Raw genomic sequence first — 21,820 nt, 5'->3', positions numbered from 1 at the left:
CTAAAAGACTTTGCTAAACTCTTCTGCATAAAATACAGTTTGATTTTTTAATAGATTTAATTTATTTGATAAATCTAATACCATAAAAACATCTACTGGCACATCATATTGACATTTAATCTGATAATCCTTCGTCGGTTTAAAACCAAATCTAGGATAATAATTTGGATGGCCCAAGACAAAAATTGCATCAATATTATTTTGCTTTGCCTCTTGTATAACAGCCTCAACAAGCTTTGTACCAATACCTTTACTTTGATATTCTGGAGCTACACACATTGGAGCTAAGCCATAAATTTCTAAGCCATTATCAGACTCTGTATTCATTTTTGACAAAATTATTTGCCCAACTATTTTATTATCAATCTCCGCGACCAATGAAATCAAACTTTGATGATCTGTATGTAAAAGTCTAACAAGTTTTTCTTCATCAGCAGTTTCAAATGCTTGGGAAATCAATCTATAAATTAATTCTTGGTCTTCTAATCTTTCATAACGAACATTAATATTCATAAGTTAGTCCTTTATTACTAAATCTCTAGTTGAGCGAATTTCTAAATTTAAGAACTTACCTGATTTTTTAAATTTGCCAAACACAGCAAACTTAGCTCTTTTACCTTTATCGAAATCAAGATACTTAACTTGACTAGGAGCTATAAATATCGAGAATCTTGAATCTTGATCTATCTTAAAAAGTAACTTCTTACTATCTTCAATATCTGAAGCTGTAATTCCTGCGATACCATAAACGATACAATACTTATTTATTATTTTTTCAATATCTAAATCTGCTAACTCTAAAGAATTGATTGTATATAAATCTTGTTTTGAGTACTCACGAGTGCGATTTTCCACAAGCTGCTGTTTTTTAAATGGCATAAGATTCAGTCTATCTTCCTCTTTAAGCTCACCATCTTTTTCAAGCTTTGTAAGTAAGTCTATTGATCTCTCTAGATTCTTATTAACTAAAAAATTAAGTTTACTCATATCTTTCTTTGAGTCACTCTGTACTAACTCAGTTATCTTTGAGTCTTGTATTGGTCGTCTAGCTTTTGGGCATAACTCATCATGTTTACTCTCATCTTTAATAAAATCAAAGTAAGATTCTTGCCCAGCCTTCCTTATTAGTTTTAGTTTTACTTTGCCACAATCTGGACAATATATATTTCCAAAATGAAGCTTACTATTGTATTCATCAATTTTTATAAAACCTTTTTTATATCTAGCAATTTTCACAGTTAATCCTTAAACTCTCTCAAATAGTATATCTGATATCGGATGTTCTAAATTTTGCCCTCTCTTCTCAAATTTTGTTAGAGGTCTCCACTTTGATCTTGGAGCAAAACTATCATATAAATTTTTATACTTGTTATCATTTTCAAGAAGCTCCAAAACATCTTCAGCATAAGTCAACCAATCACTTGCATAATGCAATACACCTTTAAATTTCAACTTCTTCGCAAAAAGATTTATATTTTCTTGATTCACAATTCTACGCTTATTATGCTTTTTCTTATGCCATGGATCTGGAAAATATATTTGCATCCCAGAAAGCGTTTCATCAGCAATCATATTATCTAGTATCTCTATCGCATCATAACTCATTACCAAAAGGTTTGCTATTTTTTGATGCTCTATCTCATATAAAATATTTCCAACTCCTGCTTTATGAACTTCAATTCCAAGATAATTCTTTTCTGGATTCTCTATAGCCATTTGTACTAATGATCCTCCCATACCAAATCCAATTTCTAAGATAACTGGATTATCATTAGCGAATATTTCTGCAAGGTTTAACTGTCTATCTTTATTGTATTCTATTAAATATTTTTCAGCATAATTATCAAAAGCCTGTTGTTGCTTCTTAGTCACTCGACCAGCCCTTTGCACAAAACTTTTTATTTGTCGCAAATTTTCTTTAGGTTTGTCACACATTTTTCTAGATTTATTGTAATTTTATTAATACTATTCTATATCAAGTCAAATAAAAATAAGAGTCTATCTGTGCTAATCTTTTTAACTATTCTAGCTTTACAGTGTAGCTGCCTAATATTACCGGGGCCAGACTTCTTTGTAACGATCAGTAACTCCATCAAGTTTGGACACAAATATGGAATATATACAGCACTTGGAATAGCTTGTGGAATACTTTTAAATACGTTTATTGTTTATTGGTTTGGCTCATTTTTGTTATACAAGCAGCCAATACTATTTAAAATCTTAATACTTGCTGGCGTTGGTTATTTAACATATATAGCATTTAATCTCTTTAAAGATGTTTTTGCCTCAAAAGAGCTTAACTCTAATGGAAGTGAACATATAAAGAACCTTAACAACTTTGATAGGCCTTCAAATATTAAACTCTTTTTGAATGGTACATTTACTAATCTTGCCAATGCAAAAGTCTTAGTATTCTTCAGTTCAATGCTTAGCTTAGTTGATGAGCTATCTAGCATTTGGGTTTTCATAACATGGATAGCGATTGCAGCAACAACTTTAGCATGGTTTTGCATTGTGGCGATCTTTTTTGGAAACAATAAACTTCGACAGTTATTTTTTAGAAATATCAAAAAGATTGAATTTGTTTCAGGTATTTTTATAACAAGCTTTATAATCATAATAACATTTGAACTTCTAGAAATATTAACTTAATGATTGAATTTATAATTACAAGCCTCTAAACTTAATTTATCGATTTAAAATAATACGGAGAACATATGAAAAAAACAGCAATTTTATTGACTGCTGCTTTAGCAGCTGGGACTTTATTGTCAGGATGCTCTAATGATGATGATAATTTGTTACAATCAAAACTTAAAAAAGTTACAATTGAAGTTCCAGCCTTAGCAGGAAGAGTATGGCTTGGAATTAACCAGGAAGATATCCCTGGGTTTGAAAATCAAGATGGATCTAGCCCTACTGAAGTTACAACTCAATTTACAGATGTTAGCAATGCATGTCAACCTATTGATGCTTCTGGCACAATCCATACAATAGGTCAAAATGGCACATGGCAAACGACATCAGAGGTTGTGACAAACGCTAGTTTTAACTCTGGGCTAGCAAGTTTACAATGTGCAGTCGCAGGAACAGCAAATGTGAAAATCTCTTTTACAGCCGGCGGAAAATCATACTCTGCAACACATAGGTTTGTCATTGTTTAAAATATAAATATTCTTCAAATTTTATATTTCTAAAATAAAACCTTACCCCAACCCAACTTCTCTCTTAGAGTATCATAGTAATTATAATCCTCAGGGTGCAACACTTTAACACTCTTTTTAGCTTTCTTAATACTAATCTTTTGACCTGCTTTTAATATAGTATCATGTCGCCCATCAATACTAAGAACAGGCTCAGGATCATTATAGTTTGTGATATGAATATCAATTTCACTATTATCTGAAATAACTAAAGGACGACTAGTTAACGAGTGAGAACAAATAGCAACCAATTCAATACTATTATGATTATGACATAAAATAGGTCCACCTGCTGACATTGCATGTGCAGTTGAGCCTGTTGGTGTTGAGATTATCAACCCATCACCTCTCTGATCAAAAGCATATCGACCATCAATATAAACTTTTAATCCAAACATTAGACCTCTTGATGATGTAATCGCAATCTCATTTAATGCTATAGATGTTTCTAGTGGATAACGAGTTTTATCATCAATTTTACATTTTATCATCGACATATTTGATAGCTTATTATTTCCTTTTAATATGCTAAGCAACGATTTTTTAAGTATTCTTTTATCTGATTTTATTGTTGTTAAAAAGCCAAGCTTTCCTTTGTTAACACCAACAATATGAATATCGCTATACAATGCTAGCAATCTCGCCGCTTTAAGAAAATTTCCATCTCCGCCAACAATTATAGCCATATCACAGTATTGTGATATTTCTTGAAATGATTTTGTTTTTATATTTTTTATAGATAGATCCTGAGCTGACTCCTCCTCAACATAAACTTCTGCTGTATATTTAGATAATAGCTTATATATCTGAGTAACTGTTTCGGCAACTTCAATATTATAATGCTTACCGATAATTGCTATCTTTTTATATACAAACATAATACTCTTATTTAAAAAATTATTATGATAAGTATAACAAAAGATAATTTATATTTATCAACAATATCACCACTAATATTAACTTATCAAAAGATAATCTAGTTGCTCTATGCCCAATATCTCTCTAAAATATACATTAATCCCAAAGCTGAACTCTCTAGTATGGATAATAGCAGCAAACTAACAAGTATAATAATCCCTGTAAAGGATGAGTCTGATGGTTTAAAACATCTTTTTGAAAGATTAATGCCTATTTTAAAAAAACTACCTACTAAATATGAACTTGTTTTTATAAATGATGGTAGCTCAGATAATACCTTAGAACTTCTTCTACAAAAACAAAAAGAAATTCCTGAAATAGTTGCCGTTGATTTATCACGAAACTTTGGTAAAGAAGCTGCTCTTTTTGCTGGTTTTGCCAACTGCAAAGGCGATGCAGCTATATCTATAGATGCAGACTTACAAGATCCTCCTGAACTTATTTTAGAGATGGTTGATCACTGGTTAAATGGCTATGAAGTTGTTACAGCAGTTAGAGAAAATAGAGACTCTGATACATCTACAAAAAAACATTCAGCAGGTCTTTTCTATAAGCTTATGAATAATATTAGTGATACAAAGCTAACTCCTAATGCGGGGGATTATAGACTACTTAATAGAACCGCTATAAATGCTTTTCTAGAGTTAAAGGAAAAAGTTCGTTTCAATAAAGGTCTTCTTACATGGATAGGTTTTAAAGAAAAGCTTGTATATCATGCAAGAGAAGAAAGAGTTGCTGGTGAAACAAAATGGAATTATTGGAAACTTTTCAAATTTTCTATAGATGGAATTACAAGTTTTAGCAAAGCTCCTCTAGAAATCTGGTCATATCTTGGTGTAATAATTGCTCTTATTAGCTTTATTTATGGTTCAATAATAGTGCTTAAATCCTTGATATTTGGCGTAAATGTGCCAGGCTACCCATCATTAGTAACATTTATCTTATTTTTCAGTGGTCTACAAATGATTGGAATTGGAATGCTAGGGAGCTATATTGGACGTATATTTATAGAAACAAAACATCGACCTTTATATATAATAAGAGAAGTTCATACTTCAGAAAAAAATAAATAAATTTCTATCTAAGCTTTAAGTCTAATACCTTTATTTAGTAAATACCAACTTAGATAATATAGCATAAACGTAAACAATATTATCGCAGCAAATGCAAAATATGGATTAACTGTAGATACTCCTAAAAATCCAAATCTAACAAAATCAACAATATAAAATAATGGATTACAAGCAGATATAAAGTGCCAAAAACCTGTTAAATTATTTATATCATAAAACACTCCACCTAAGTAAATAAGAGGTGTTAATATAAATGTTGGAAATATAGTTGTATCATCAAACTTCTGTGAGAATATAGCATTAATAAGTCCTCCAAGAGAGAATAATGCACCACAAAATATAAAGCCAGCTAATACTAAAGCCACATTATGTATAGTTGCAAATCCCCCCAATAAAAAGGCTGCTACACTAACTAAAATACCAACTATAAAGCCCCTAAATATTCCACCAGAAATATATCCTAGAACTATAACATGATTACTCACAGGTGAAACCAAAAGCTCTTCTATAGCTTTACTAAAACGAATTCCAAAGAAAGAGCTTACTACATTACTATATGAATTAATTATTACAGACATAATAATCAAACCAGGCGTAATATATTGCATGTAAGTAAAACCTTCTGACATTTCTCCTATTCGAGAACCCACAACTTTACCAAAAATTAGAAAGTATAAAATTGTCGTTATTACTGATGGTAATAAACTTTGTGGCCAAATTCTAAAAACTCGTTTACATTCGCGATTAAAAATCGTTATATATGTTATCCAAAAATCTCTTAAACTCATAAACCTACCTATTTATTTCTTGCTACTTCAATAAATAATTTCTCTAACTTAGCCTCTTTTGAACGCACACCTAATACATCCAAATTACACTTAGTTGTTAACTCTGCAAATATTTCATTTAGCACAACACCCTTAGAAACTTCTACTTCAATAGTATAATCATCAACTTTTTTAACAGCTCCAAGGCTTAGAGATATTTCTTTGTCACACTTCTCTTTTAGATCAAAGACATAAGTATGTTTATCTGCTGACTTTAAAAATGTCTTCATATCTGTATTCACATGCACTTTACCTTTATGGATAAGTGCAATACGATTACACATAGACTCCGCCTCTTCAAGATAATGCGTAGTCAAAATCACAGTCAGACCCTCTTTATGAAACTCTGCTATCATATCCCAAAGAGAATTTCTAAGCTCAACATCAACTCCCGCCGTTGGCTCATCTAATATAAGAAGCTTTGGCTTATGAATAAGCGCACGAACTACCATTAGCCTTCTTTTCATACCACCAGATAAGAATCTAACCTGTGTATTTCTTTTATCATAAAGATCAACCTTTTTAAGAAGCTCTTCTGCATAAGGTATAGCTTCTTTCTTAGATATCCCAAAAAATCCAGCCTGTGTAATCAATATATCCATAGGCTTCTCAAAGATATTAAGATTTATCTCTTGAGCCATTACACCCAGGTATTTTCTAGCTTGGATATAATCTGTTTCTATATCATACCCAAAGATCTTTATTTGCCCTGATGTTTTATTTACAAGTGAAGAAATCATACCAAGAGTTGTTGATTTACCAGCCCCATTTGGTCCTAAAAGAGCAAAAAAGTCACCTTTTTGCACATCAAGACTAATATCATCTACTGCTTTTAACCCACCTTTATAAACTTTGGTAAGATTTTTTATTTCTAATGCTTTTTGATTATCCATAATAAATTAACTTATTGATAAAAATATGATGAACATTATACCATTGTAAAAGTTTAGAAACATTAAGTTTTATTTATATATAAACTTAAGAAAAGTAGCTACTTTTTATCATGACTAGAACACTCACACCAACAATTACTATAAATATTGGCCTAACTAGTTTTGAGCCTTTTAATATAACCATTCGTGAGCCTACTACCCCACCAAAAAAACTACCAATAGCCATAAGTAACCCAAAAGTTAAATTAACTTGTCCTGATATTGCAAATACAGCAAGAGAAAACACATTACTTTTTAGATTTAAAACTTTTGCATAACCTGAAGCTTGTAAGAATGTATAACCAAGAAAGTACACAATCGCAATAATCCAAAAATTGCCTGTTCCAGGACCAAAAAATCCATCATAAGCTCCTAATACAAAACCAAATATTGTAAAGAAAGCCATCTCAGACATTCTTTTTTTACCAACATTTATACCAAGATTTTTATTAAAAATGCTAAAAACAAAAACAACTAGTAAAAGTATTGGCACAGTACTACTCATAAAATCATTATGGATAACCAAAGTTAGAGTAGTACCTAAGCAAGCTCCGACAAATCCAGCAATCAAGCCACGATAAACAGTTCTAATATTTATCAAACCATTCTTATAATATTTCAATACAGCCATAGCTGTGCCTATACTTGCTTGGAACTTATTTGTCCCAAGAACCATCACTATTGGTAAACCTGTCATACTCAAGGCTGGAATACTAATAAGACCACCACCACCTGCAATTGCATCAATAAAACTTGCTAAAAATCCCATTGATATAATAAATACACATAAAATATAAAAATGCTCAGAAAAAAAATGTTGCATCTAAATTTTAATCCTTGAAATGAATAGCTAACCATATAGTTGGATTAGATGTATAAGTAACCCAATGTTTCATGTTTTTAGGAATATACAGATATTCTCCTTCTTCTAAAGTATACCCATTATCTTCTAATTTTACTTTTGCCCTACCTTTTAAGATAAGAACCCATTCATTATGATCTTGAATATATGGTTGATCTATTGGAGTAACTTGACCATAAGAGATAATTTTTTCTATCTGGAGGTTATCTTTTTTCAATAAATCAGTAAATATTTCCTCATCAGAAGATTTAGGAACTATATCAAAGACATTCACTTTATCAGCCATAATGAAAACTATATTTTGAAAACATCACAAGTATTTTGATAGGTTTGTTTTGCAACTTCATCATAGGAGATACCTTTCAAATTAGCTAAAAATTGAGCCACATATTTGACATATTCTGGATAATTTGGTTTACCTCTAAATGGTACTGGTGTCAGATACGGAGCATCTGTTTCAATAAGAATTCTATCAAGTGGTAATTTTTTAGCAGTTTCTTGGATATCTTTAGCATTTTTAAAAGTAAGAATACCAGAAAATGATATACACATTCCCATATCTAGAGCTTGCTTAGCCATATCATAATCCTCTGTAAAACAATGCAGTATACCACCACAACCTTCAACATTTTCAGATTTTAAGATATCTAAAGTATCTTGCTTGGCTGCACGAGTATGTATGATAACGGGCTTATTAACTTCGTTAGCAGCTTGCATATGATTTACAAACTTGATCTTTTGAGCCTTTTTTGTCTCGTCACCATTATAATAATAATCTAGCCCTGTCTCCCCGATAGCAACACATTTGCTATGATTAGATCTTTCGATAATCTCATCAACGCTTGGCTGATGTGTATCCAATTCGCTTGGATGTACACCTACAGAAAAGAAAACATCTTCAAATTCTTCTGCTGTCTTTTGAATACCAGCTATTTCATCCCAAACCACTGCAATTGATACAATCTTATCAACACCAACATTTTTTGCATTTTTAATGATCTGTTCTAATGTTGTATCTTCAAGCTTTAAATAGTTAAGATGGCAATGTGAATCTATAATCATAAACGGCTTTATATTTTTTTAAAATAATTTTGTATATTATACCAAATTCTCAATAAGCTATAACAGGTTCAAATCAATTATACTTATAATAGTTATAATATAAATTCATTAAAACAAGACTTAATTAGAATTTCATTTCATTGTAATCTCATATGCTTATGGCTATAATCATATCTCTATTCAGTACTTTATTAAAAAGAGTTTTTTGAAATCTAGATCACTAGGCTATTTTGATTATCAAAAGTAATTATCACGATAATTATTAAATCAAGAATTAACTAAGTTCAATTAATGTTAGGAGAATTATATACATGAATCAACAAGTTGAATTACAAAAAGAAATGGGGCCAAATTGGTTCGCCTCTGTAATGGGTACCGGCATTATTGCAAATGCTGCTGTTGGCTTACCATATATTGGTAAAAATTTAACAGGGTTTGCAACAGTTGTTTGGCTGATTGCATTTGCGATGCTTATCTTCATGACTATATTTAAAGGTTATCAAACAATAAAAAAACCTCACATTATTAAACGCCAATTTAATGATCCAATAATGTCTCAATTTTTTGGTGCACCTCCTATGGCATTTCTAACTGTTGCTGGTGGAACATTATTACTAGGGCCAGCTCTTTTTGGTCAAGAATTAGCGCTTAATATAGCATGGCCACTTTTTTGGATTGGTACTATTAGTGGTATTGTTACTGCAGTTATCATTCCATATCGTTTATTTACTTATAATGAAGTTCATGAAGATGCTGCATTTGGTGGCTGGTTGATGCCAGTTGTTCCACCAATGGTATCGGCAACTATTGGTTCAATGTTCCTTAAATACATGGAAAATGGTGATGCACAGCAAACCCTACTTTATGGTATGTATGCTTGTTTTGGTCTTAGTTTAGTAGCTTCACTTATAATTATAACTCTAATCTGGAGTCGTTTATCTCATTCTGGTACATCAGGTAGTGCACGAGTTCCAACATTATGGATTGTTTTAGGTCCTTTAGGTCAATCAATTACAGCCGCTGGTGCTTTAGGTACCGCAGCTTTGTTTACTGTTAGTGAACCAATAGCAACAGGTATGAATGTAATGGCAATTCTTTATGGTGTACCTGTTTGGGGGTTTGCTATGTTATGGTTCTTCATTGCCTCTTTACTTACTTTAAGAGCACTTCGAAGAAAAATGCCATTCGCACTAACTTGGTGGGCATTTACATTCCCTGTTGGTACATGTGTAACAGGAACAACGCAGTTAGCATTACATACTCACCTGCCATTTTTCCAATGGGCTGCAATAGGTTCATTTGCATTCCTAATCTGTGCATGGACTATAGCTGCTATAGGTACAATCAAAGGTATAAGAACCGGTAAGATATTACATAACCCAACATCTGTTATTCATATCAAAGCAAAGAAAAAATAAAACAACTTCTAGCAAAGTGGGTTATTAGATAAAATGCTGCTTCTCTAATATATTCTGATAGAGTTTTAAAGGCTACGGAAGCAAAACAAAACACCTCAAAATAATCTCTGTATTCTTCTAAAATAAATAACTGTACTCCTTAGAAAACTAAGAAATATCTATAACTTATTTTAAAATGCAGAGAAGTAATATTAATAAAATCAATTCTCATAATTATCATTATTACAGCCATAACAATGTTAAAATGATTTTATTTCATCTTTTTTAAGTTCTTGACCTTAAGGAATTAAACTTCTGAAAATGTAGGGTTTTTAAAAAATTAGATGGTGCCGGAGGCCGGACTCGAACCGGCACTCTGTTGCCAGAACCGGATTTTGAATCCGGCGCGTCTACCAATTTCACCACTCCGGCAAGAGTAGATATATTCTATAGATCTTCAGGCCAATTGTCGATAGCTGTACCTAAAGATAATCCAAGCTCAGAAAGCTTGTCTTTGATTTCTGTTAATGATTTTTTACCAAAGTTTGGTGCTTTCAGAAGTTCGTTTTCAGTTTTTTGAACAAGCTCACCAATAAATCTGATATTTACTGCTTTTAGACAGTTAGAAGATCTAGCTGTTAAATTCAACTCTTCAACATGCTTCAATAAAATAGGATCAATATCTTTAGTTGGATCTTCAACAAATATGCCTTTATTGATTTCTTCAACATCTACTATATTTCTTAATTGATTCTGAATCTTAGTTGCTGCTAGTCTAAGAGCCTCTTCACAAGTAACATTTCCATTTGTTTTGATATCTAGACGAAGCTGATCAAGGTCAGTTCTTCTACCTACACGAGCATCTTTAATCTCAAACTCACAGAAAGTAACTGGAGAGAAAGTGGCATCTAGCAAAAACTCACCATCTTTAAAGTTTTCAACAGTTTGTCTATAACCAGTACCTTTTTCTACTTTAGCTTCTATTTTTAATTTTTTGCCGCCATTATAGCTACAAATAAACACTTCTTCAGTAATTTCTAAACCTTCAGAAAGTTTTGCCTCTTCAGAAAATATTTCTTCTTCAGAACCAGAAAGTTCAAAAGTAATAGTTCCTGTCTCAACACCTTCTGCCAAAGTTACAGGAAGTGCTTTAACATTTAAAATAATATCAGCGACTGTTTCGTCACATGGAATTACATCCTCTAAAGATGCAACTTTTCCATCATTAATTTTAATACTAGTAATACATGCACCACTTACAGAATAAAGCATAGTTTGCTTTAGTGCATAGCCAAGAGTATAACCAACACCTCTCTCAAGTGCTTCAAAAGAAAACTTGGTAGCATTTTTAGCATAGTCATCAATTTTTATATTAGTAGGATGTAGTAAATTTTCTAGTGCCATAGCTATTTTAAAACCTAGTTATATTTTATTAGATATAATTTAATTCCAAAGATTATAACATACAAATATCAAATTTTAATAGATTAATTATTACTTCTTATTTTAGAAATACTATCAAGCTTTACTTTAATCTTACTTTCAAAACCAGATCCACTAGGATTATAAAATCTTTGTTTTAAATTATCAGGTAAGTATTGCTGATTCACATATGAATTTGGATAATTATGCGGATATAAATAATTACTATCTTTATAATTTTTTAGATGTTGTGGAACCTCTATATGGCCAATATTCTTAGCTACCTGCTGTGCTTCTGCTAAAGCACTATAGCAAGCATTACTTTTTGGAGCTACTGTCAAATAAATAGCTGCTTGTGATAGTACTAATCTCCCCTCTGGAAGGCCTAACTTCTCATAAGCATTCCAAGCATCTATCGCAACTCTTAAAGCTTGTGGATCAGCATTGCCAATATCTTCTGATGCTATACACAGCATTCTTCTAGCGATAACCAAAGGATCAACACCATTATCTAGCATCACACTTAACCAAAAAATAGCTGCATCAGGATCTGTTCCTCTAACAGATTTATGAAAAGCTGAAAGTTGCTCATAGAATTCTTTACCCTCACGATGAAAATCTCGAGATGCTTCACCTACAGCTTGATCAAACAGATCCTTATTCAGGATAATATTATCTTCTTTATCACTTATCAAAAACATTCTTTCAAGAAGATTTAAAATCTTACGACAATCGCCTTCACTATAATTATGAATAGCACTATATAAGCCATCTTCTATTTCAAAAGTATATTTTGCTAGAATTTCATCTTGCAATAAAGCTCTTTGAATTAAAACTCTAGTTCCAGTAATACTTAACCTTTTAAGTCTTAAAACGAAAAGACGTGAAACTAAGGCATTATTCAAATAATATGTCGGGTTTTCAGTCGTAGCTCCAATCAAAACAATCTTTCCAGATTCAACATACGGTAAAAGCAAATCTTGTTGTGATTTATTAAAGCGATGAATCTCATCTAAAAACAATACAAAACTATCTAAATGTTGATTATCCACAATCAGTTTTTTAACTTCTTTAACACCAGAATCTACTGCTGATAGCTCAAAAAACTCTAAATCTTTAGAACCCGCTATAATTCGTGCCAGTGTAGTTTTACCAACTCCTGGCTTACCACATAAAACCATAGAGCAAATACCATCACTAGCTATTATTCTTTTTAAAGCGCCATTTCCTGATAGGAGATGTTCTTGACCTATTATATCATCAACCTTTTTAGGTCTTACTCTAGCAGCTAATGGAATATATTTCATTGAATTGTTATCTTATACTTACTTTTAACAAGCTCATAAAGCATACCTTCACGCACAGCGCCATTTGATAGTTTCATCTCAGAAATTCCAAGACAGTCAAATATCGCATACAAAATTGCCACACCACCAGCTAAAACACTCTCTCTATCTTCTCTTAAGCCTTCAAAACGAATATGCTCAACTTCTCGCTTATCCATCATCATGGTTATCAAATCATTCAAAAATTCTTTAGTTATAGTACTTCGACCAGTGAGTCTCTGACATATATTATTAACTGAGATAATAGTTCCAGAAGATCCTAATACATTATTCCAACCTATTTTCTTATATTTAGATAATATAGGCTCAAGAACCTGCTTTGCTTTAGAAGCCGCAGCATGAAAATTTGCAAAATCAAGTTTCTCATTTTTAAAACAATCTTTTTGCATACCAACACAACCCATATCTAAACTACGAGCAACAAGTATTTTATCGCCTCTGCCAATTACAAACTCCGTAGAACCTCCACCAATATCTATAACTAATGTTTTTTTCTTAATATCATGATTATCTCTAGCCCCAACATAAACAAGGCGAGCTTCTTCTGGACCTGAAATAATCTTAATTTTAGTTCCAAGTGCCTTGTCTAACTTCTTTTTAAAGCTTTTGATATGATTCTTAGCTTTCCTGAGTGTATATGTCCCAACAGCTTTTACATATTCAACATGATACTTATCTATTTCTTTTGCAAAAAACTCTAAACACTGTATAGCTTTTTCTTGAACATCTTTACTTATTGTTAGATTATTATTTAAACCAGCTCTAAGCTGAACTTTTTGTTTTTGCTTTGATAATGTTACAACCTCCCCATCAGGCTTAATTTCACTTATTAGCATGTGAAAACTATTTGACCCAAGATCTACCGTTGCAACTATCTTTGACATATAAACAAATCTTCTTTTTTAAACTAACTCCCATTATAAAAAAATATATCTAAAATAGCTAAAAAAATTTGTCTAAGAAGTTTTTTTGTTTATAATAATTAACAATTAGTTTAACTTCTTAAAATTATCAAATAGAGGCAGAAAAGCCTGCCCATTCAGTTTTAAAAAATCAAAACTTAAAGGAAAAATCAAAGCATGTCAAAATGTATCGATATATCAGATAGCCAGTTCGAAGCTGAAGTACTAAATAGCAATATTCCAGTAGTATTAGACTTTTGGGCACCTTGGTGTGGTCCTTGTAAAATGCTTTCACCAATACTTGAGCAAGTAGCTAATCACTACGATGACCAAGTAAAAATTTGTAAGCTTAATATTGATGATAATGAAGAAGTTGCACAAAAGTTTGGTGTACGTGGCGTGCCTACAATTATGGTTTTTAAAGATGGTGAAAACAAAGAAACTAAAGTCGGTGTAGTACAAAAGTCTCAATTAATCTCAATCGTAGATAAATATCTATAATTAGTTATATCAACATATCTTTATAAGAGAACACTAATGAATTTAAATGAATTAAAGTATAAATCTGTTAATGAGCTAATGGACATAGCTCAAAGTCTAGACCTTGAATCACTTCGTGCAAGAAAGCAAGAGCTTATTTTCTCAATCTTAAAATATCATGCTGATAAAGGTGAAGATATTTACGGCGAAGGCATTTTAGAAGTTTTACAAGATGGTTATGGTTTCTTAAGGTCTTCTGATAGCTCATACTTTGCATCTCCCGATGATATTTATGTTTCACCTGCTTTTATTAGAAAACTAAACCTAAGAACTGGTGATAGCATCGTTGGGAAGATTCGCCCTCCTCGTGATAATGAGAAATACTTTGCAGTTAAGCATATTGACAGTGTTAACTTTGATTCTCCAGAACTAGCTAGAAAGAAAATCTTATTTGAAAATCTAACTCCTGAGTATGCTAAAGAAAGGCTAACCATGGAAATAGGTAATGGCTCAAATGAGGACATTACAGCTAGAGTTATAGATCTAGCAGCCCCATTTGGTAAAGGTCAACGTGGTTTGATCGTTGCACCTCCAAAAACAGGTAAAACAATTATGATGCAAAATATTGCAACATCAATTGCTAAAAACCATCCAGAGTGTAATCTAATTATGTTACTAATCGATGAGCGTCCAGAGGAAGTTACAGAAATGCAACGCTCTGTGCGTGGTGAAGTTGTAGCATCTACTTTTGATGAACCAGCTGCTCGCCATGTTCAACTAGCTGAGATTGTAATCGAAAAGGCTAAAAGACTTGTTGAACATAAGCAGGATGTAGTTATTCTACTAGATTCAATCACAAGACTAGCTCGTGCATACAACACAGTATCTCCAGCCTCAGGTCGTGTACTATCTGGTGGTGTTGAGGCAAATGCTCTTCAAAAACCTAAACGATTCTTTGGTGCTGCTCGTAATACTGCTGAAGGTGGTAGTCTGACAATCATTGCAACAGCTCTTGTAGAAACAGGCTCTAAAATGGATGAAGTTATCTTTGAGGAGTTTAAAGGTACTGGTAACATGGAACTTCATCTTGATCGTAAGATTGCTGAGCGCCGTGTGTTCCCTGCTATTAGCTTCGACAGATCTGGTACACGTAGAGAAGAGCTTCTTACAACTTCAGAAGAGCTTCAAAAACTATGGGTGTTGCGTAAGATTCTTGGTAGTATGGAAGATGTACAGGCTATGGAATTCCTTACAGAAAAAATGAAAGGATCATTAACTAATGAAGAGTTTTTTGAGACTATGAAAAGAGGTGCTATTTAAGCTCTAAATTTATTATATCTACAAAATTTCTCATATAAATATTTCCACAAAAACAGAAACTAATATTCTGAATTAAAATCAAAAGTCCTCAATTATTAATATTATTAATCAGATTCACACAACACTTGTTTAGCTCTTTAGCATTATTTTCACTAGTCGCTTCTGTATAACAAACTTCAGAGCATTACCTGAAGGTCTTAGATGAACAACATCTTGATCTTTTAGAGTTACTCTAGCATCATCTGTGGCGTCTATATGTTTAATATCGTTTTATCATCAAAATGCTCAGATATCATTTGATCTAGAAGCTTCAACTCGCCATTTAATATTGATTTTAATATCTCTTGGCTTTTCTCAGTAGCAAAATCATCAATCCTACTACTGGAAGTATAGCACGACGGTAGATCTTGTAAAAGTTCAGAAACTTTTTTATTAGAGTTGATAGATAACATCATTACCGCAAGCATTGGAATTACAGCACCTCTTGTAGCTAACGCTTTTAGAGTTTTATCATCTCTAGATATATCACTAGCTAAAAGAAATCCACCATTTGCCTCATCCCCAGCAACAGCTTCCTGATTACTAGAAAGTAGCTCATTCATTGCAGCAATTACATAGGGAGGGCCTATTTTCGTTCTGGTTACATCCATAAAGTAATTAGTTTTCTCAACCGTAGTATTACTACTTACGGAAGTTACAACATTTTTCGCACCTAAATACTTCGCTGTCAAAACACCCAAAATATCTCCCTTTAGCCAATACCATACTCATCACTAACCAACGGTCCATCTGCATCACCATCAGTTGAGACTATACTATCTATCTCATACTCACTTGCCCACTGCTTTGCAAATTTAATATCCTCTTGGCGAATTGCTTCAGTATCAACCGATATAAATTTTTTAGAATAACCCAGCAGTATAACTTTTGCTCCAAGCTTCTCTAAAATTTCTTTGATTATCTCTCGCCCTACAGATGAGTGTTGATATAATCCTATAGTCTTACCTGACAAGCAACCTTGCAGGAAAAAATCTAAATACCTATTTACATATTGCTTATATGCCAGGTTAGAGACCTTAGGGAGCTCTACCTCTTACAAAAGCATATTATTTTCATCAAAAGTATTATCACCAATAGCAACAGTCTGGCTAATAATCAGTTCTTCATCTTCCTTAAGAACTTCACCATAAGGAGTATTAAACTTAATACCATTTCTTTCTGGGATATGGCTACCCGTGACCATGACTGATGGTATCTGATTAGATACACCATACAACATCACAGCTGGTGATGGTATCTGACCACAATACACAGGCTCATAACCACTATCCATAACCGCTTTAACAACTGCTTTTGTAATTCTAGGACTACTATCACGCAGATCATGTGCTATAGCAACCTTTGTGCCTTTAGCAATCGAATATTTTTGCTCTAGAAACTGAATAAATGTTTAGTATACAGCCAGCAAATTTTATCAGTCATAGCTGATACAAGCCCTCTGACACCACTAGATTTGATTATATTTTTTATCACAACTTCTTTCATTTACCCCGCCCCTAAACAAATACTTAAAAGTTTTACAATATGTATAACTTATAACAATAAAGCTAATGAAATTGATTCACGCCTAAGTAAAACATTAAGAAAAGTAGTGCGTCATTCCACCAAGCTTGACCATGGAATCTAGCATTAGCTTAATCAAGCTATTACTCAAGCACTACTTTGAAACTCAAAATAATTTTTGAAGCATATTTTAGTTTTACCTATTAGCAGTTATCAATCCTCACGATATCATCCTCACTTATATACTCGCCAACTTGAGCTTCTATAAGCACAACAGGAATTTTCCCATTATTCTCTAATCTATGCGCCTCGCCAATCTTTATATATACAGATTCATTTGGTCTAAGTATAGATTTTGTATCACCTATTGTTATCGTTGCTGTCCCAGATATTACAATCCAATGTTCACTACGATGATAGTGTTTTTGTAATGAGAGTTTTTTACTAGGCTCTAAATGGATTGCATTTATCTTATAACCAAGTTTATCCTCTAGGACTGTTGAAGACCCCCACGGTTGATAAATCTGCTTATGCCTTAAAAGTTCATTTCAATCACTAGTTTTCAAAGACTCAACTACCTTTTTAACATCTTGAGTTTTATTTTTATCTGCTACTAATATAGCATCTGCTGTTTCTACGACGATTAGATCCTCGACACCAATAGCCGCTAATAAACGATCCTGTGAGCGTAAATAACTTTTTCACACTACTAGTAATCACATCACCTAGAACCACATTACCATAATCATCCTTTGATGATATATTATACAAAGAGTCCCATTAGCCAACATCAAACCAACAGCTTTCTTGCATTGGCACCATTACAACATTATGAGCCTTCTCCATGATAGTATAGTCAATTGATTGCGACTCAACTGTTGAAAAACTTTGTTTATCAAAGCGGACAAAATCCAAATAATATTGTGACTTTTGATAAGTTTTTATAAATAACTGACTGTAACTTTTCTAGGGCTTGTAGATAAGGCTTTAGCTGTGAACATAAACATGCGACTATCTCAACTATAGTCACCACTATCTAAATACTGTTGTGCGATGCTAGCATTGGGTTTTCAACAAAACTTTCTACTTTATAAGTACCCTTTATATTGGTCTCACTACCTTGCTTAATATAACCATACCCCTCATGGGCACAATTTGGAGTAATTCCAAAAGTAACTAAAGAATCATTCTCAAAAACTTTTTGCTGTGCTTTCTCGATAGCTTGATGAAAAATTCATAACTTTCTCTCCAAGAGAATAAGTTTATAAACCATCTAACACAACTAATAAAGTATTAATCTCATCTTTTAAGCAAACCTGACTATTCCCCACAAAAAAACCATTATCATGTAAATAATCAGCATTCTTCAATTCATTATGTATTTCATAATCAAAATATTTAAGAACTTCATTTCTAGCAAAATTCCCTGTAACTATAGGTCTACATTCAATACCTTTTTCTTGAAGCTTTTTAACTATATCTTTTCTACATAAATTAGACTCTGGTCGAATTATAAATGAAAAACCAAACCAAGAGCTGTTATCAATATCTTTTTGAATGATAAAATCTTTATGATTTTTAAATAGCTCCACAAAAAGCTTTGCATTTTTTCTTCGCTGTTCTAAGAATCCAGGAAGTTTTTTTAATTGCTCTATACCTATAGCTCCACTCATTTCGACAGGTCTCACATTATAACCAGGTAAAATAAATCTAAATGACTCTTCAAACCAATCATCACTTTTTTTGCAAATCAAATTCTCTTTAGGAAGGTTTCTAGTCCAACCATGAGCTCTCAATGAAAGAAGAATATGGTATAACTCTTCATTATCTGTAACAACAAAACCACCTTCCATGGTCGCCATATGATGTGAGAAAAACGTAGAAAACGTTCCCATAACTCCAAAAGTCCCTGCTTGCTTATTTTTATACTCAGCACCCATAGACTCACAGTTATCTTCTATATAAAAGATATCTCTATCGCCTATTATTTTCTCTATAGCATTAAAATCATTAGGATTACCCAATAAGTTTACTACCATAATCATTTTGGTTTTATCTGATACCGCTGATTCAAGTGCTTTTAAATCATAATTTAAAGTCTCAAGATCTATATCCACAAACTTAAGCTTTAATCCATACTGTTGCAAAGGCGAATAAGTTGTCGACCATGAAACTGCTGGCACAATAACTTCATCACCCCTTTTAAGCATCGGATTTTTGGTATAAAATAGTGCAGCTGTCGTAATAAGATTAGCTGCTGAACCTGAGCTAACCATTACAGCATATTTACTACCTACGTATTTACAAAAATCAGCTTCAAATTGAGCAACATAATCACTCATACTATACATGTCTTTTTTGATAACATTATTAATAGCTTCAATCTCTTTATCATCCCATGTAGATGTTGCTAATGGATATCTCTTAATCATTCAGAACCTCTTTCAAATAATACTCATATGTCTTTTTAATACCTTCTTCTAAAGGTGTCTTATGTTTCCAACCAAAATCTGTTAGTAAACTATCATCTATCAATTTCTGTTTCATACCGACTGGTTTAGACAGATCATGTTTAAACTCAGCATTATAGTCCAGTACCTTAGCTATCGTCTTATAATACTCATTTATTGTAAAATCAAATCCTAAACCTACATTTATATTCTGAGGCATTCTTTGGATATTTTCTAAGGCATAATATGTGAAATTAGCTAAATCCTCAGCAAACATAAACTCTCGCCTAGCCTCACCATCACCCCAAATGTCAATACTATCTAAATTTTCAATTTTAGCCTTATGAATTTTTTTGATGACAGCTGGAATCATATGAGACTTATTCTCACCAAAGCTATCATATTTACCATATAAGTTACATGGAATAATAGTTTTATAGTTACAACCAGGATCTTCTTTATTTACATATTCACATAACCTTGTAGAGAATATTTTTGAAATAGCATAGCCCTCATTAGTAGGCTCTAATTCACCTTTTAAAATCTCACCTTCTTTTAATGGGTTTTTAGCATTCCTTGGGTACATGCATGAACTCCCCATATTAAGAAATTTTTTCACTCCATTTTCAAAAGCTGACATTATAATATTATGTCCCACCAAAGTATTCTTCGAGAGAAATTTAACAGGGTTATCTATATTTGCCTGAATACCTCCAACAATTCCAGCACAATGAATTACAATATCAGGTTTGTTGTTTTTTATATATGAATCTACACTTTGTATATCTAAAAGATTAAGCTCTTTACTCGAAGGACTAAGAATTTCATATTCTCTTGCTTTATCAAACTCAAGTATGTTTCGCCCAACCATACCTGAAGATCCTGTTATTAAAATTTTTTTCATAATAATCTCTATTACTCGTAATAACTCATAATCTGATAGCCACCATCTTTAAGATATACATCTTTAGTCATCATTTTCAAATCTGAAGCCATCATATCATTTACAAGATCCTTAAGATTATACTCCCTATTCCAACCTAACTTTTGCTCTGCTTTCGTAGGATCACCAATTAGTAAATCAACTTCCGTAGGTCTAAAATATCTTGGATCAACACAAACTAACTCTTGCCCTATTGATAAGTGATTAAGATCAAGACTTAGTTCCTTTGTCCTATTTTCATCTATAGATTCAATAACCCCAACTTCATCGACTCCTTCATTTTTAAACTGTAAATGAATGCCTGTATATTCAAATGATAGCTTTACGAAATCTCTAACTGTAGTTGTCTGACCTGTAGCAATTACCCAATCTTCTGGCTGATCCGCCTGTAAAATCATCCACATCATTCTGACATAATCTTTTGCATGACCCCAGTCTCTTTTAGCATCAAGGTTTCCTAAATATACTTTCTCTTGTAAATTTAAAGCAATTTTAGATGCCGCTCTAGTAATCTTACGTGTTACAAAAGTCTCTCCTCTTACTGGAGACTCATGGTTAAACAAAATCCCATTACATGCATATATACCATAAGCTTCACGATAGTTAACCGTTATCCAATATGCATACATCTTTGCAACAGCATATGGCGATCTTGGATAAAATGGCGTAGTTTCACTTTGTGGTATCTCTTGAACCTTACCATACAATTCAGAGGTACTAGCTTGATATATTTTTGTTTTCTTCTCAAGCCCTAACAGCCTAACAGCCTCAAGTATTCTTAAAGTCCCTGTTCCATCCGCATTAGCAACATATTCAGGCATCTCAAAGCTTACATGTACATGACTCATTGCAGCCAGATTATATATCTCATCTGGCTTAACATCTGCAATAATCCTTGTTAGATTCATTGAATCCGTCATATCTCCATAATGAAGTATAAAATTTAAATTCTTAGTATGTGGGTCTTGATAAAGATGATCTATTCTATCTGTGTTAAATAGTGATGTTCTTCTTTTAATTCCATGAACCTCATAACCTTTTTTTAAAAGAAACTCAGCAAGATATGATCCATCTTGACCTGTAATACCTGTTATCAATGCTATTTTTTTCATAATTCAAC

At 32.5% G+C, this 21,820-nt stretch carries 21 protein-coding genes, 1 tRNA gene and 2 pseudogenes; 6 read left to right on the top strand and 18 right to left on the bottom strand.

From position 1 onward, the window contains the following. Genes QI37_RS08660 through trmB form a run of 3 tightly spaced genes read right to left on the bottom strand, consistent with a single transcriptional unit; the run spans position 1 to position 1,935 of the window. On the bottom strand, positions 1-513 hold the full coding sequence (locus QI37_RS08660; RefSeq protein ID WP_040010410.1) for a GNAT family N-acetyltransferase: 513 nt from the start codon (positions 511-513) through the stop codon (positions 1-3). Between the two features lie 3 nt (positions 514-516). Continuing rightward, positions 517-1,236, bottom strand: a complete 720-nt coding sequence (locus QI37_RS08655; RefSeq protein WP_040010409.1) for a hypothetical protein — start codon at positions 1,234-1,236, stop codon at positions 517-519. Between the two features lie 9 nt (positions 1,237-1,245). Continuing rightward, complete coding sequence (gene trmB / locus QI37_RS08650; RefSeq protein WP_040010408.1) at positions 1,246-1,935, bottom strand: tRNA (guanosine(46)-N7)-methyltransferase TrmB; 690 nt, start codon at positions 1,933-1,935, stop codon at positions 1,246-1,248. A 69-nt stretch (positions 1,936-2,004) separates the two neighbouring features. On the opposite strand from trmB, the gene QI37_RS08645 reads away from it, so the two are divergent. Beyond that, positions 2,005-2,652: a LysE family translocator gene (locus QI37_RS08645; protein WP_040010407.1), complete on the top strand. Its 648-nt coding sequence runs from the start codon at positions 2,005-2,007 to the stop codon at positions 2,650-2,652. Between the two features lie 65 nt (positions 2,653-2,717). Next, the gene (locus QI37_RS08640) at positions 2,718-3,164 is read left to right on the top strand and encodes a hypothetical protein (RefSeq protein ID WP_040010406.1); all 447 of its coding nucleotides are present in this window, start codon (positions 2,718-2,720) and stop codon (positions 3,162-3,164) included. A gap of 29 nt (positions 3,165-3,193) precedes the next feature. On the opposite strand, the gene QI37_RS08635 is transcribed toward QI37_RS08640, so the two are convergent. Continuing rightward, positions 3,194-4,084 (bottom strand): NAD(+)/NADH kinase, encoded by an 891-nt coding sequence (locus tag QI37_RS08635; RefSeq protein ID WP_144242727.1) that lies wholly within the window; start codon positions 4,082-4,084, stop codon positions 3,194-3,196. A 159-nt stretch (positions 4,085-4,243) separates the two neighbouring features. On the opposite strand from QI37_RS08635, the gene QI37_RS08630 reads away from it, so the two are divergent. Continuing rightward, positions 4,244-5,194: a glycosyltransferase family 2 protein gene (locus QI37_RS08630; RefSeq protein ID WP_040010404.1), complete on the top strand. Its 951-nt coding sequence runs from the start codon at positions 4,244-4,246 to the stop codon at positions 5,192-5,194. An 8-nt stretch (positions 5,195-5,202) separates the two neighbouring features. On the opposite strand, the gene QI37_RS08625 is transcribed toward QI37_RS08630, so the two are convergent. From QI37_RS08625 to QI37_RS08605, 5 genes are all read right to left on the bottom strand, one after another. Continuing rightward, on the bottom strand, positions 5,203-5,982 hold the full coding sequence (locus QI37_RS08625; protein ID WP_040010403.1) for an ABC transporter permease: 780 nt from the start codon (positions 5,980-5,982) through the stop codon (positions 5,203-5,205). 8 nt (positions 5,983-5,990) lie between these two features. Beyond that, entirely contained in the window at positions 5,991-6,914 is a 924-nt protein-coding gene (locus tag QI37_RS08620) for an ABC transporter ATP-binding protein (protein WP_040010402.1), read from the bottom strand. An 85-nt stretch (positions 6,915-6,999) separates the two neighbouring features. Then, positions 7,000-7,776 carry a TSUP family transporter gene (locus tag QI37_RS08615; protein WP_040010401.1) on the bottom strand — a complete coding sequence of 259 codons (777 nt, stop codon included), beginning with the start codon at positions 7,774-7,776 and terminating at the stop codon, positions 7,000-7,002. Between the two features lie 7 nt (positions 7,777-7,783). After that, positions 7,784-8,101 (bottom strand): cupin domain-containing protein, encoded by a 318-nt coding sequence (locus QI37_RS08610; protein ID WP_040010400.1) that lies wholly within the window; start codon positions 8,099-8,101, stop codon positions 7,784-7,786. Positions 8,102-8,109: 8 nt separating this feature from the next. Then, entirely contained in the window at positions 8,110-8,877 is a 768-nt protein-coding gene (locus QI37_RS08605; RefSeq protein ID WP_040010399.1) for a TatD family hydrolase, read from the bottom strand. 311 nt (positions 8,878-9,188) lie between these two features. Between QI37_RS08605 and QI37_RS08600 the strand changes: the two genes are divergently transcribed. After that, on the top strand, positions 9,189-10,295 hold the full coding sequence (locus QI37_RS08600; RefSeq protein WP_040010398.1) for a TDT family transporter: 1,107 nt from the start codon (positions 9,189-9,191) through the stop codon (positions 10,293-10,295). A gap of 324 nt (positions 10,296-10,619) precedes the next feature. Here QI37_RS08600 and QI37_RS08595 read toward each other — a convergent pair. The 4 genes from QI37_RS08595 to QI37_RS08580 all read right to left on the bottom strand — a co-directional run bounded on the left by QI37_RS08595 (position 10,620) and on the right by QI37_RS08580 (position 13,926). Next, positions 10,620-10,706 (bottom strand) — tRNA-Leu (locus QI37_RS08595). A 15-nt stretch (positions 10,707-10,721) separates the two neighbouring features. Next, complete coding sequence (locus QI37_RS08590; RefSeq protein ID WP_040010397.1) at positions 10,722-11,678, bottom strand: DNA-directed RNA polymerase subunit alpha; 957 nt, start codon at positions 11,676-11,678, stop codon at positions 10,722-10,724. 83 nt (positions 11,679-11,761) lie between these two features. After that, positions 11,762-13,003 (bottom strand): replication-associated recombination protein A, encoded by a 1,242-nt coding sequence (locus QI37_RS08585; RefSeq protein ID WP_040010396.1) that lies wholly within the window; start codon positions 13,001-13,003, stop codon positions 11,762-11,764. Beyond that, complete coding sequence (locus QI37_RS08580) at positions 13,000-13,926, bottom strand: Ppx/GppA phosphatase family protein (protein WP_040010395.1); 927 nt, start codon at positions 13,924-13,926, stop codon at positions 13,000-13,002. The genes QI37_RS08585 and QI37_RS08580 overlap by 4 nt, the downstream gene beginning before the upstream one ends. A 195-nt stretch (positions 13,927-14,121) precedes the next feature. Between QI37_RS08580 and trxA the strand changes: the two genes are divergently transcribed. Further along, positions 14,122-14,445, top strand: coding sequence for a thioredoxin (trxA, locus tag QI37_RS08575; protein WP_040010394.1), 324 nt, complete (start codon positions 14,122-14,124; stop codon positions 14,443-14,445). Between the two features lie 36 nt (positions 14,446-14,481). Further along, the gene (gene rho, locus QI37_RS08570) at positions 14,482-15,744 is read left to right on the top strand and encodes a transcription termination factor Rho (RefSeq protein WP_040010393.1); all 1,263 of its coding nucleotides are present in this window, start codon (positions 14,482-14,484) and stop codon (positions 15,742-15,744) included. A gap of 88 nt (positions 15,745-15,832) precedes the next feature. Here the strand turns inward: rho and QI37_RS08565 are convergent. From QI37_RS08565 to gmd, 5 genes and pseudogenes are all read right to left on the bottom strand, one after another. Next, positions 15,833-17,289: pseudogene (locus QI37_RS08565) on the bottom strand (phosphomannomutase). 221 nt (positions 17,290-17,510) lie between these two features. Next, a pseudogene (locus tag QI37_RS10395) lies at positions 17,511-18,541 on the bottom strand (mannose-1-phosphate guanylyltransferase/mannose-6-phosphate isomerase); the annotation flags it as partial. Between the two features lie 28 nt (positions 18,542-18,569). After that, a complete protein-coding gene (locus QI37_RS08560) occupies positions 18,570-19,739 on the bottom strand; it encodes a DegT/DnrJ/EryC1/StrS family aminotransferase (RefSeq protein ID WP_040010392.1) in 1,170 nt (389 codons plus the stop codon). Further along, complete coding sequence (locus tag QI37_RS08555) at positions 19,732-20,661, bottom strand: GDP-L-fucose synthase family protein (RefSeq protein WP_040010391.1); 930 nt, start codon at positions 20,659-20,661, stop codon at positions 19,732-19,734. The genes QI37_RS08560 and QI37_RS08555 overlap by 8 nt, the downstream gene beginning before the upstream one ends. A gap of 11 nt (positions 20,662-20,672) precedes the next feature. Continuing rightward, on the bottom strand, positions 20,673-21,812 hold the full coding sequence (gmd, locus tag QI37_RS08550; RefSeq protein WP_040010390.1) for a GDP-mannose 4,6-dehydratase: 1,140 nt from the start codon (positions 21,810-21,812) through the stop codon (positions 20,673-20,675). Between the last annotated feature and the right edge of the window lie 8 nt (positions 21,813-21,820).

The sequence above is a fragment of the Candidatus Francisella endociliophora genome (assembly GCF_000764555.1).
In the GTDB taxonomy this organism is placed as follows: domain Bacteria; phylum Pseudomonadota; class Gammaproteobacteria; order Francisellales; family Francisellaceae; genus Francisella; species Francisella endociliophora.
The sequence above is the reverse complement of the archived record's forward strand: the minus strand, read 5'-3'. Positions and strand labels throughout refer to the sequence as shown.

What these genes read in the sequence shown, in the direction of transcription:
- QI37_RS08660 (WP_040010410.1), bottom strand. Translation starts at nt 513, where the DNA reads ATGAATATTAATGTTCGTTATGAAAGATTAGAAGACCAAGAATTAATT.
- trmB (WP_040010408.1), bottom strand. Translation starts at nt 1,935, where the DNA reads ATGTGTGACAAACCTAAAGAAAATTTGCGACAAATAAAAAGTTTTGTG.
- QI37_RS08640 (WP_040010406.1), top strand. Translation starts at nt 2,718, where the DNA reads ATGAAAAAAACAGCAATTTTATTGACTGCTGCTTTAGCAGCTGGGACT.
- QI37_RS08630 (WP_040010404.1), top strand. Translation starts at nt 4,244, where the DNA reads ATGGATAATAGCAGCAAACTAACAAGTATAATAATCCCTGTAAAGGAT.
- QI37_RS08625 (WP_040010403.1), bottom strand. Translation starts at nt 5,982, where the DNA reads ATGAGTTTAAGAGATTTTTGGATAACATATATAACGATTTTTAATCGC.
- QI37_RS08620 (WP_040010402.1), bottom strand. Translation starts at nt 6,914, where the DNA reads ATGGATAATCAAAAAGCATTAGAAATAAAAAATCTTACCAAAGTTTAT.
- QI37_RS08615 (WP_040010401.1), bottom strand. Translation starts at nt 7,776, where the DNA reads ATGCAACATTTTTTTTCTGAGCATTTTTATATTTTATGTGTATTTATT.
- QI37_RS08610 (WP_040010400.1), bottom strand. Translation starts at nt 8,101, where the DNA reads ATGGCTGATAAAGTGAATGTCTTTGATATAGTTCCTAAATCTTCTGAT.
- QI37_RS08605 (WP_040010399.1), bottom strand. Translation starts at nt 8,877, where the DNA reads ATGATTATAGATTCACATTGCCATCTTAACTATTTAAAGCTTGAAGAT.
- QI37_RS08600 (WP_040010398.1), top strand. Translation starts at nt 9,189, where the DNA reads ATGAATCAACAAGTTGAATTACAAAAAGAAATGGGGCCAAATTGGTTC.
- QI37_RS08590 (WP_040010397.1), bottom strand. Translation starts at nt 11,678, where the DNA reads ATGGCACTAGAAAATTTACTACATCCTACTAATATAAAAATTGATGAC.
- QI37_RS08585 (WP_040010396.1), bottom strand. Translation starts at nt 13,003, where the DNA reads ATGAAATATATTCCATTAGCTGCTAGAGTAAGACCTAAAAAGGTTGAT.
- QI37_RS08580 (WP_040010395.1), bottom strand. Translation starts at nt 13,926, where the DNA reads ATGTCAAAGATAGTTGCAACGGTAGATCTTGGGTCAAATAGTTTTCAC.
- trxA (WP_040010394.1), top strand. Translation starts at nt 14,122, where the DNA reads ATGTCAAAATGTATCGATATATCAGATAGCCAGTTCGAAGCTGAAGTA.
- rho (WP_040010393.1), top strand. Translation starts at nt 14,482, where the DNA reads ATGAATTTAAATGAATTAAAGTATAAATCTGTTAATGAGCTAATGGAC.
- QI37_RS08560 (WP_040010392.1), bottom strand. Translation starts at nt 19,739, where the DNA reads ATGATTAAGAGATATCCATTAGCAACATCTACATGGGATGATAAAGAG.
- QI37_RS08555 (WP_040010391.1), bottom strand. Translation starts at nt 20,661, where the DNA reads ATGAAAAAAATTTTAATAACAGGATCTTCAGGTATGGTTGGGCGAAAC.
- gmd (WP_040010390.1), bottom strand. Translation starts at nt 21,812, where the DNA reads ATGAAAAAAATAGCATTGATAACAGGTATTACAGGTCAAGATGGATCA.